1 protein-coding gene and 1 rRNA gene are annotated in these 1,534 nt (G+C 51.0%); both read left to right on the forward strand.

Features of this window, described 5'->3' with window-relative positions; translation table 11 throughout:
* Positions 1-1,227 carry a tyrosine--tRNA ligase gene (gene tyrS, locus AC2VLY_RS03080; protein WP_486891758.1) on the forward strand — a complete coding sequence of 409 codons (1,227 nt, stop codon included), beginning with the start codon at positions 1-3 and terminating at the stop codon, positions 1,225-1,227.
* A 241-nt stretch (positions 1,228-1,468) separates the two neighbouring features.
* Positions 1,469-1,534: ribosomal RNA gene (locus AC2VLY_RS03085) — 16S ribosomal RNA — on the forward strand; the annotation flags it as partial.

The raw sequence follows: 1,534 nt of genomic DNA on the forward strand, positions 1-1,534 counted from the left end.
ATGAATACAGAACAGGCAGAAGCACAACTTGCGCTAGGCACAGTGGATATTCTTCCGGAAGGAGAAATATCCAAACGTCTGGAGCTCGCGGCAGAAAAATCCGAACCATTGCGAATCAAGCTCGGTATGGATCCGACCGCTCCTGATCTTCACCTCGGCCATACGGTATTACTCCATAAGGCACGACAGTTTCAGGATATGGGGCACAAATTATTATTCATCGTAGGTGATTTTACAGCGATGATCGGTGACCCGACGGGCAAAAATGTCACCCGCAAGCCACTCAGTCGTGAGGAGGTGACCGCCAATGCCGAAACCTACCAGCGCCAGGTCTTCAAAATTCTTGATCCTGAGCACACTGAAATACATTTTAACTCCAAGTGGTTGGGCGCGTTGGCTCCAGAAGCACTGATCCAGCTTGCTGCACGTTATACGGTGGCCCGGATGCTGGAGCGCGATGATTTCAGCAAGCGCTATGCAGCGAATCAACCCATTGCCATCCACGAATTTCTCTATCCCCTGCTACAAGGATATGACTCGGTGGCCATCAAGGCGGACCTGGAAATGGGCGGGACTGATCAGCGTTTTAATCTGCTGGTAGGTCGGGAACTCCAGCGAGAATACAGTCAAAAAGCGCAAATGGTGCTGACCATGCCGATTCTGGAGGGCCTCGATGGGGTTCAGAAAATGTCCAAATCCCTGGGTAATTTTATTGCTGTAGAAGATCCTGCTGTAGAAATGTTTGGCAAGATCATGTCCGTTTCAGATGTTTTGATGTGGCGCTATTACACGCTGCTCTCCCGGGTCTCTGTTCAGGAGCAGGAACGATTACGGCGAGGAGCAGAAGCAGGATTGCTGAATCCTCGGGATATAAAACTGGATCTTGCCGAAGAACTGGTGACCCGTTTCCATAACAAAGAAGAGGCAGAAGAGGCGCGTAAGACTTTTCTGGCCCGCTTTCAGCGCCATGAAACGCCGCAGGATCTACTCTTGCAGAGTTATGCCTTCGATAGCTCTCCACGCCTGGCGCAGGTGCTGGTACAGGCTGGTTTGGCGAGCAGCAACAGCGAAGCCATGCGTAAAATCCGCGAAAATGCTGTGCGGGTGAACGGCGAACGCGCAGGCGATCCGGCGATAACGCTGAATATTGGGGAGGAGTATCTTCTGCAACTCGGTAAACGCCACTATGCCAGGGTGGCGCTCTGCGCGGAGAAAAACGCTAACTAACAGAATATAAAGACTTCCTAATAGTCGAGCCCGGAATACAGGAAAGAAATTAAAATATTGTGTTGACACCCCTCGAACCCTGCGTATAATGCGCCCTCACGACGCGGCGTTGAGCCGCACCGGACTCCGGTCCGGATGTTCTTTAAAAGCCGAGTGGAGATGTGTGGGGTTTAGGCCCAGGCTGTATTTGGGTGCGATTTATCGTACTAAATATGGCAGAAGTTGAACAAATTGTTGGATTGAACTTAAGAGTTTGATCCTGGCTCAGATTGAACGCTGGCGGCATGCCTAACACATGCAAGTCGAA

The organism is Acidithiobacillus sp. TH-A36 (genome assembly GCF_057473445.1).